This window comes from Methyloceanibacter marginalis, from assembly GCF_001723295.1.
In the GTDB taxonomy this organism is placed as follows: domain Bacteria; phylum Pseudomonadota; class Alphaproteobacteria; order Rhizobiales; family Methyloligellaceae; genus Methyloceanibacter; species Methyloceanibacter marginalis.
Genome location: NZ_LPWD01000008.1, coordinates 1 through 7,749 on the forward strand (window position 1 = coordinate 1; position 7,749 = coordinate 7,749).

A 7,749-nucleotide genomic window follows, 5' to 3' on the forward strand; every position below is an offset into this window, starting at 1 on the left:
AGCGCCGCCGCCGCGAGCCTGCCGAGCTACAGGACCGCACCTGAATTAAAAAAGCCCGTGCCGGGAGCGAACCAGCACGGGCCAAGGAAGACGATGTGATGACGACAGCACCAAAGACCCTAGCGAGGGAGGCGCGCCGTGCATCGGCAACTAGGGCAAACTAGCGAGCGCGTCCAGGACCATGATCAGGTTTCGCTCTGGCACTTTTTCGACGTGGTCGGCGTATGGCTCAAGGAGCCATTATCGGCGCGGGAGTCAAGGCCGTGAACGGGGCTTGCGGCAAACCGCTCCTGGGCGGGTGGCTGAGGCGCGATGGCCCTGCGCCGTTCAACCCATCGTATTGCCAGGGTTTGCGCCTTTTGCAACCAGGACAAACCGCGCTAGGCATCATTGCGGGCCGGGGCGATGCCCTCGTGACATACGCCGAGCTTGCCGCCGACTATTGCTTCATCGAGCGTGAGCCCGTGGACGCCAAGTCTCGGCTATTCAATTCGAAGTTCGTCCAGCTCCGCCACGGCATGCGCACGTCAACGGTCTTCGCCAACGGCAACGGCAACACCGGCAAGCGCGGAGCCGGCGTCACGTTTCAGTGGTACTCGGATCGACCTTGTAAGCTGACAGGCGAAGCTGAGTGCTTCCATCTTGAGGCGCGCATCCAAGGTTCCCGCGCCTGCAAACGTCACGGCATCACGGCCAGCACAATTGCCAGCTTCGATCTTGCGGCCTGGTGGGATCGTCAGTGGGCTGAGAACAAGATCGGCCTCTATCAAATTGACGCTGAGCGTTTCGGGCGTGGCTCGATAACCGCTGCAAACGCAAACGGCGTAGGCATCCGATCGTTGTCCGCGGCTTCTATAACGAGGATGCGAGGCGCGGGGCCTTGGCAAAAAGAATTCTAGGCGGGCTGCAGGGCGTTATCGACGCCTACGGCACGGGACATCCTTATGTACATGCTGCCCAAGCCAACTTGTTGTACTGAGCCGGGACTGCTCAGACCTTGCTCAGATTGATTGCGATGCCGCGCGCGTCGATTTCCTTAGCTAGCGTCAAAGCTGCTTCGTTCAAGCTGTCTTTGTATGGAATGTAGAGCAGCCCTTGAATGTCTGAGGGGCGTTCCATGGCGATGCTGCTTGGCGTCAAGATAGCAACGTTGGGCCTGCCCAACTTGGCGAGCATCATTCCCAGTTCCATGACGACATTCTGTCGTGCTCGGAACGCCTTTTCGTCCGGATGCTGGGCCTTATGACCCTCATCATCCGGAGTCGCCAGCACGACTGCAAATTTTGCCTTGTCTCCGAACTTCTCGAGCTTCTCGATGATCGTTTGGCCTTCGGAAGGAAGCTGATCAAGAATCAGCGGCTCCAATCCCCAGCGCCTTAGCATGGCTTCAAGCTCGGTCCGCACAGCCTCGTCATGACCATACACAACGAACACGCTGCGTTCGACAGGCGCTGCTACCTTGCCTTTGGCCGCCACAGCTACGCCGTCCGCTCCATCGAACGCCTCTTTCAAAAGATCCTGTCGCTTTCCCTGCAAAACGCATTTGCCAGAGTGATAGACGCAAACGATTGGTCCCTCCGCGGTTCTAATACGGCTGCCGTGACCGTTCGGAAGATCGTCGACTGATGCGAGGGAGAGGCCCGCCCGCTCAATCAGGGCCTTGGCCTGATCTAGATCCATGCTGTTCCCTCGCCCAAGTGCACGTTCTGCGTGCTATTATCTCATGGAGGCAGGAACTAGAGAAGGGCATCGCAGGACTGAGGCTCACAGCGTGAGCATGACAGTCACTCAGTATGCCCATATTGCCCGGCAACGCTTCTAACAATCCTGTCGTGGCCAAGGCTCCGTGAGGCGGGCCCGCTTCCCACGACAGGGTGGTACAGGCCGATAGAGCGCGCGCCGGGCACCGCGCCTCGGCTGATATGCCAAAGCCGCCGTACAACCCGCTGTCAGCTCCCATAGCCCTCCGAGCTTCCCACGTACCGTTCATTCAATTTGAGGGTTGCGCTTTAGGCGGTTCGCAACTTGTTGAGGTCTAGCCTGAGCCGTTGTTCTTTGATGATCGGATTGGAACGATGGCCAAAAGGAAGCGCGACGGAGCGGGTCGCTTCTTTCTCTATCTCTTTTACGGCTTCAACGCCTGATGCTCTGGTGGCTGTTTAGCTACTGGGGAGATATTGGCGATCAGCTAAATACAGGCAGCCAGGCTCGGCAGACAGGAGCCGCTATCGGTGCGACCATTGGAACAGGGTTCATCATGTTCATATGGGCGCTTGGTTCGATTATCACAGGTTTCTTGGCCTTCCTCACACGCGGCCAACACATAGAATCCCCGCCCACACACTTCTATCCGTCTACGCCTGAGGCTAATCCCTCATTTGCTGAAGCGGCTGCAGCGCCCGCTTCATTCGGAAGCCGCGAGCCCATGCCACAGTCTGCTCCCCGGACTGAGTTCGGACGAGCGAGGAGCCGACCACAGGTTCAAGCCTCGTCGAATAATAGACGGTGGTCTTGGGGCGACATAGTCTTCTGGCCCGCATTAGTCCTCGCAAGTCTGATCTTCCTTGGCGCGATCATTCAGATCGCAGATCCCGAAGGCGCAAGGGCGAGGAAAGAAGCTAGCGAGTCCAAACAGTCTCGAAATCAGGCTCTTGCTGAACCGCCGAGCGCACAGGCGAAACGGGACGCGGTTAATACGAGCTCCGAGCCGAGCTCGTTCTCGACTGCATTGAGCGTCGACAGCATCCGCGTTTCGGCCCTACGCGACAGCACGTTTGCTTTTGTAACAGTGAGAGTGCCGACAAAAATCGCGCGTCTCAAATGTGCGGTCATGCAAGGAAACAAATATCTAGGGGTTGGCTACGACTACAGCGCCTCGCCCCCTGCTGCGGAAGTCTTGGTCACTCTTCCTGGAACCGACTACGGCAGCGGCTCTCGCCTCAGAGCTCAATGCGCGCCTGAAAGCTAAGCCTCGGCTGTTCCTGTTTTGGGTTGCGCACCCCATCTGAATCAGCTTCGCTACATCCTCGCTCGAAAACCCGAAAGGCTTTTAGGCCCTGAAACCCGGACGGCATCACCGGCCGAGGCGCGCTCGTTCTTTGTTGCCTCGACCAAGCTGAGGACAAGAACTTTCATGGCTAAAAGATCAAAATCAATGCGCTGCGGCAAAACTACCTTGCCGAAAGGTACGAGAGGGAAGCCGATTTTTACGGCGCCTGATAAGCCGGGCTATCGAAAGAATGGCTTCAAAATAGACCAGTCCGGCAACATTGTTCAGCTCTATGCCAAACTAGATAAAGAGGGCAAAGACTGCCGCTAGCAGAACCTGAGGGACGAGGCCGTGTTGACCTCGTTCCTTTTTTGTTCTCATATTGAGGCATGGCCCCTCAGCACGATCTGCCCTTTACCGTTGAGCTTTGGACCGACGGTTACGACAAGCTGCTAGAGACGCTCGCAAGGGCAAGCGACTTCCTAACGGCAAAGGCAGCATTCGAGAACGTAACAAAGAGACGGCCGGGCGAGCCGATCATGGTTCGCCAAGGGGCTCGGGTAATCCTCAAGAGCCAGCCCGATTGATCGCCCTACTTGCGCAGCTGGTTTATGCCCAAACTCGTCAGGGCGGCATCTTCCAATTCGACGGGATCAATGATGCCCGATCTGGCGATTTCAAACAGGCGGCGACGAAGGGCGGCTTGGAGAGTTTCAGACCGAAGGCCAAGACTATCGGCTCTAACCGACGCCGACCTGAGCACGTCATCGAGAACCCTTAGGTCCTGCGGACTGAACACCTGCTTCTTCACGCTGGAGCCCATCGCTGCCTCCCTTGAGCAGGCTGCCCCTCGCCGATGATGGTTAAGTTTACTCCCTCAACCTGCAGTTGGTCGAGCGGTATCATCTGCACCAATGGCAGCCCTGTGGGGCAGGCCTAGTGGACAGTTTCTACCCTGCCCCTATATGCCCCCGCCCAAACAGGCATCAGTAAGCCGGTAAAAGCCTCAAGTAGAAAACGGTAGCAAACGACCTTGATAACCAACGCTGTATTGTGATTTGCAATCACGCCCGCACGCCTAATCTTCGGCCATATAAAAAGTAACGCTGGACATGCTTTAAGCCAACTGCATGTTCGGCGGCATGAGCAGCACGAAAAAGCAGAAAGCCGACAGCGAGCCCAAAACGAGGGGCAAGCAGCCCTATCCAAGCTGGAAGCCGTGGTTGCAGAAGTCGCCTCGTGGACCGGACAGGGTTCGCGCCGCCGACCTGTTGCCAGCCACGACGGAAGAGAAGGCTTGGGTGAAGCGCCTTCGTGCGCTCATGCGCATCCACATTTCAGACCTTGGTGGCATGGACGCCATCTCGCAGAGCGAGGTGTTGCTCGTGCGGCGCGCGTCCGTGCTGGCGATTGAATGCGAGAAGCTGGAATCGCTGCTCGCCAACGGCACGGCCGACCCAAAGACACTCGATGCTTATCAGCGGGCCGCGAACAGCCTGAGGCGCATCCTTGCAGCGCTAGGCATCAAGCGTCGCGCCGAAGACATGCCCGACGTTGCCACTCCTTTGGATTACGCGAGGAGCCGGCAATGAATATCCTCAAAGCATGCCGCGATGACCAAGTGTTCGGCCACGCCTTCCGACGGCGAGAGACGTGGCAGGCATGGTTCGCATTTCTTGCGGCGCTGTTCGGGCTCCGCATGGATCGCGAGCAGCGTGCGATCTTCATGGAATGCACAAACCGCACGGATCGACCGCGTGAGCAGGCACAAGAAGCCGTGCTCGTTATCGGTCGGCGTGGAGGCAAGTCATTCATCCTCGCCCTGATCGCTGTCTTCCTTGCCTCGTTCAGAGATTGGACGCCCTTCCTAGGCCCTGGCGAGCGCGCAACGGTCATGGTGATCGCTGCTGATAGGAAGCAAGCGCGTGTCATCGTGCGCTACTGCTCGGGCCTGCTGAATGCCGTGCCGCTGCTGAAGCGCACCATCCAAGCCGAGCGTCAGGAGAGCATCGACCTCAAGAACAGAACGACAATTGAAGTCCACTCGTGCAGCTTCCGCACCGTCCGCGGCTACACCATCGTAGCGGCTCTCTGCGATGAAGCCGCGTTCTGGCGCACGGATGACGGCACGGCCAATCCAGATCATGAAGTGATCAACGCCGTTAGGCTGCAATGGCGACGATACCTAACGCCCTCTTGCTCGTGGCCAGCAGCCCGTATGCGAGACGTGGTGAGTTGTGGGAGGCCTATCAGCAGTACTTCGGCAAGGCAGGCCCTGTGCCTGGTTTGGCAGGCTCCCACAACCCGCATGAACCCTGTGGTGCCCCGCAAAATCATTGACGACGCCTACGCCAAAGACCCGGCCAACGCGGCGGCTGAGTACGGTGCTGAGTTCCGCACGGACATCGAGAGTTTCGTGTCCCGAGAAGCCGTCGAGAGCTGCATCGTGTGGGGCGACGTTGAGCGCCCGCACGACGCCGCGCATTCCTACATCGCATTCACCGATCCAAGCGGCGGCTCTTCGGACAGCTTCACGCTCGCCATTGGCCATCGCGCTTCTGATGGGCTCGCCGTGCTCGACGTGTTGCGGGAAGTTAAACCGCCCTTCTCGCCCTCAAGCGTCGTTGCCGAATACGCGGCGCTGCTCAAGAGCTACGGCGTTACGACCGTGCATGGGGATCGCTATGCCGGCTCCTGGCCTTCTGAACAATTCGAGAAGAAGGGCATCACCTACCAGCCGAGCGAACGTCCTAAGACCCAGATTTATTTGGACGGCCTGCCGCTGATCAACAGCAAGCGCGTCTCGCTTCTCGGTAATCGACGCATGTTTCAGCAACTAATCGCCCTTGAACGCCGAACGGCACGCGGCGGCCGAGACAGCATCGACCATCCTCCTGGCGGTCATGATGACTGCGCAAACGCAGCGCTCGGCGTCCTCGTGCACTTGGGCGAGAGCACTTACGACCTCGAAGGCATGGTCAAGGGTCTCGGTCGTCTCTGCGGCGGCTCTGGCTATTTCGGTCGCTACGCAGCGGCCACGGGCTATCGAGGCCCACTCGGCTAAGAAGGAGAAGGAATCCAAAATGGAAAAGCTTTTGAAGAAGCGACGGAGCGATCCCGACGGCCTCATTGACGACGACACGCACGACGCGATCTTGCGGGATGGCCAAGCCATCACGGTGCCGCTCGCGATGATGGATGGCATGCAACGCGACGTTGCCGAGGGCAACGCCCTGCACAAACCTGGCGGGGGCAATCCGCCTGCGGAGGCGACCGAGCGCCGCGAACAAGCGTCCGTCGAGTATGACCGGCGATTAAGCGAAGCGTGGCGCAAGGTAAGTCTGCCGAACCTGCACCGTCGAACGACGTGGAGCAGGCTTACGCGCAATACGACGACCGCGTTTCGAACGCCTGGAAGTGCGGCAAGGCCTAGGAGGATACAGATGCCCGCAATGTTGGAAAGAAAGTTACCAGACCGACTGCCGCCGCGTGCGGCCGCAAAAGTATCAGCGCTGATTGCCAGCGTCGATGAAGCCGAAGCTCTGAGCGCTGTTGCTCAAAGAAACGGAGATCGCCTTCGGCAAGAAGTAGCGCTTTTGGCAAACCAATTGGAAGCGATGCCTGAGCGCGGCCAGCCCGAACGCCGGGAGCTGCTAGAGAAGCAGGTCGAAACGCTCAAGGGAGAAGCCGACGCCACGCAGGCGGCGTGGCGTGCGCGCTCCACGCAGTCGGCGAATGGGCGGCAGGCCTTGGCGCAAATCAGGCATTGGCTTTCGAACGTGCCCAATGACCTTGTAGTCGAGGACGTGATTGACCTGCCCTTGCCGCCCACGGGCGACCTCAGCGCCGCTGTCGATCAACTCCGCACGCAGATCGAAGATATCAAAGCACAGGTACGCGAGATACGCGCTGCGCCTTTGCCTATCGAAGACCTGAAGGCGAAAGCGACGGCGCTTGTGGAGCGGCTTGCGAACGCCGCGCATCCTCGGCTTGAAGCAGTCAACGGCGAGATGGAGCTGCGCTTTGCTGCCCACGGCGTCGCCATAGCGGAAAGTGCGGAGCCAAACAAAGATGCCCGCCTGTTGAAGATCATGGCGTGGTTGTATCCCGAGATGATCGAACGCCGCATGCACGCGCTGCTTGATGCCAAGGCCGCCGACGAGACAGCCGACGCCGTTTCAGAAGACGAGAAGGCTACGCGCGTTTCGACGCTGAAGGGTTTGCTGCTCAAGCTCGAAAGAGAGGAAGAAGCCGCAATCGTCGCGGCAGTCGGGATGGGCCAGCCGATCCCGCGGAGGCAACGTGCCAACCCGCTTGCCGTGCTTGGCGTGTGCACTCGCCGCAAATCGAAGGCGAGGCCCAAGAGGGAGGCGGCTTAGAGATCTTCGTCTGCTGCTTCCACGAGGGCAGGCGAATGTCGGCAGGGGCTCTCGGGTCCGTGGCCGACGAGGGGCGGGCGGAGCCTCGCAGCCTCCGCCCGCTCCATTGGCTTTGCGACGGCGGTCTGATTGAGCCGTACGGCGCTTGGGCTTGCCAGGGGCTTCTCCGGTTGCCCCTGGCAGGCACCTCCGTTTGTAGCGAGTCACTGAGCGTCGCAAGGCTTGGCCTATGCAGCCTATGGCGAGAGCCCGCTCACGGCCGCCCCCAACCCCCTAAAACCGATAGCAGCCCCAATGCGCCCCCACAGCAAAAGGCCCCGCACATACGGCGGGGCCTTGCTCTCAGGGCGTCTTTCGAGGAAGTGGGCTAGCTGGCAGCCG

6 protein-coding genes are annotated in these 7,749 nt (G+C 59.5%); 4 read left to right on the plus strand and 2 right to left on the minus strand.

The features are described 5' to 3' along the window. Positions 1 to 413: 413 nt before the first annotated feature. A complete protein-coding gene (locus AUC71_RS00320; RefSeq protein WP_141701343.1) occupies positions 414 to 899 on the plus strand; it encodes a hypothetical protein in 486 nt (161 codons plus the stop codon). A gap of 91 nt (positions 900 to 990) precedes the next feature. Here AUC71_RS00320 and AUC71_RS17150 read toward each other — a convergent pair whose 3' ends face one another. Together AUC71_RS17150 and AUC71_RS00335 are read right to left on the minus strand one after the other, a co-directional pair. Further along, complete coding sequence (locus AUC71_RS17150; protein WP_083237936.1) at positions 991 to 1,680, minus strand: TIR domain-containing protein; 690 nt, start codon at positions 1,678 to 1,680, stop codon at positions 991 to 993. 1,901 nt (positions 1,681 to 3,581) lie between these two features. Further along, complete coding sequence (locus tag AUC71_RS00335) at positions 3,582 to 3,812, minus strand: hypothetical protein (RefSeq protein ID WP_069622658.1); 231 nt, start codon at positions 3,810 to 3,812, stop codon at positions 3,582 to 3,584. Between the two features lie 307 nt (positions 3,813 to 4,119). Here AUC71_RS00335 and AUC71_RS00340 point away from each other — a divergent pair, with 307 nt between their 5' ends. From AUC71_RS00340 to AUC71_RS00350, 3 genes are read left to right on the plus strand one after another with little or no spacing between them, the layout of a single operon-like run. After that, positions 4,120 to 4,581 carry a hypothetical protein gene (locus AUC71_RS00340; RefSeq protein WP_069622659.1) on the plus strand — a complete coding sequence of 154 codons (462 nt, stop codon included), beginning with the start codon at positions 4,120 to 4,122 and terminating at the stop codon, positions 4,579 to 4,581. Continuing rightward, complete coding sequence (locus AUC71_RS00345) at positions 4,578 to 6,053, plus strand: terminase large subunit domain-containing protein (RefSeq protein ID WP_069622660.1); 1,476 nt, start codon at positions 4,578 to 4,580, stop codon at positions 6,051 to 6,053. The genes AUC71_RS00340 and AUC71_RS00345 overlap by 4 nt, the downstream gene beginning before the upstream one ends. A 19-nt stretch (positions 6,054 to 6,072) precedes the next feature. Then, positions 6,073 to 7,368 (plus strand): hypothetical protein, encoded by a 1,296-nt coding sequence (locus AUC71_RS00350; RefSeq protein WP_069622661.1) that lies wholly within the window; start codon positions 6,073 to 6,075, stop codon positions 7,366 to 7,368. Positions 7,369 to 7,749: the final 381 nt, after the last annotated feature.

Bases quoted from the DNA above. Each gene is read 5' to 3' on its own strand.
- AUC71_RS00335 (WP_069622658.1), bottom strand. From the start codon at position 3,812: ATGGGCTCCAGCGTGAAGAAGCAGGTGTTCAGTCCGCAGGACCTAAGG.
- AUC71_RS00345 (WP_069622660.1), top strand. From the start codon at position 4,578: ATGAATATCCTCAAAGCATGCCGCGATGACCAAGTGTTCGGCCACGCC.
- AUC71_RS00340 (WP_069622659.1), top strand. From the start codon at position 4,120: ATGTTCGGCGGCATGAGCAGCACGAAAAAGCAGAAAGCCGACAGCGAG.
- AUC71_RS00350 (WP_069622661.1), top strand. From the start codon at position 6,073: ATGGAAAAGCTTTTGAAGAAGCGACGGAGCGATCCCGACGGCCTCATT.
- AUC71_RS17150 (WP_083237936.1), bottom strand. From the start codon at position 1,680: ATGGATCTAGATCAGGCCAAGGCCCTGATTGAGCGGGCGGGCCTCTCC.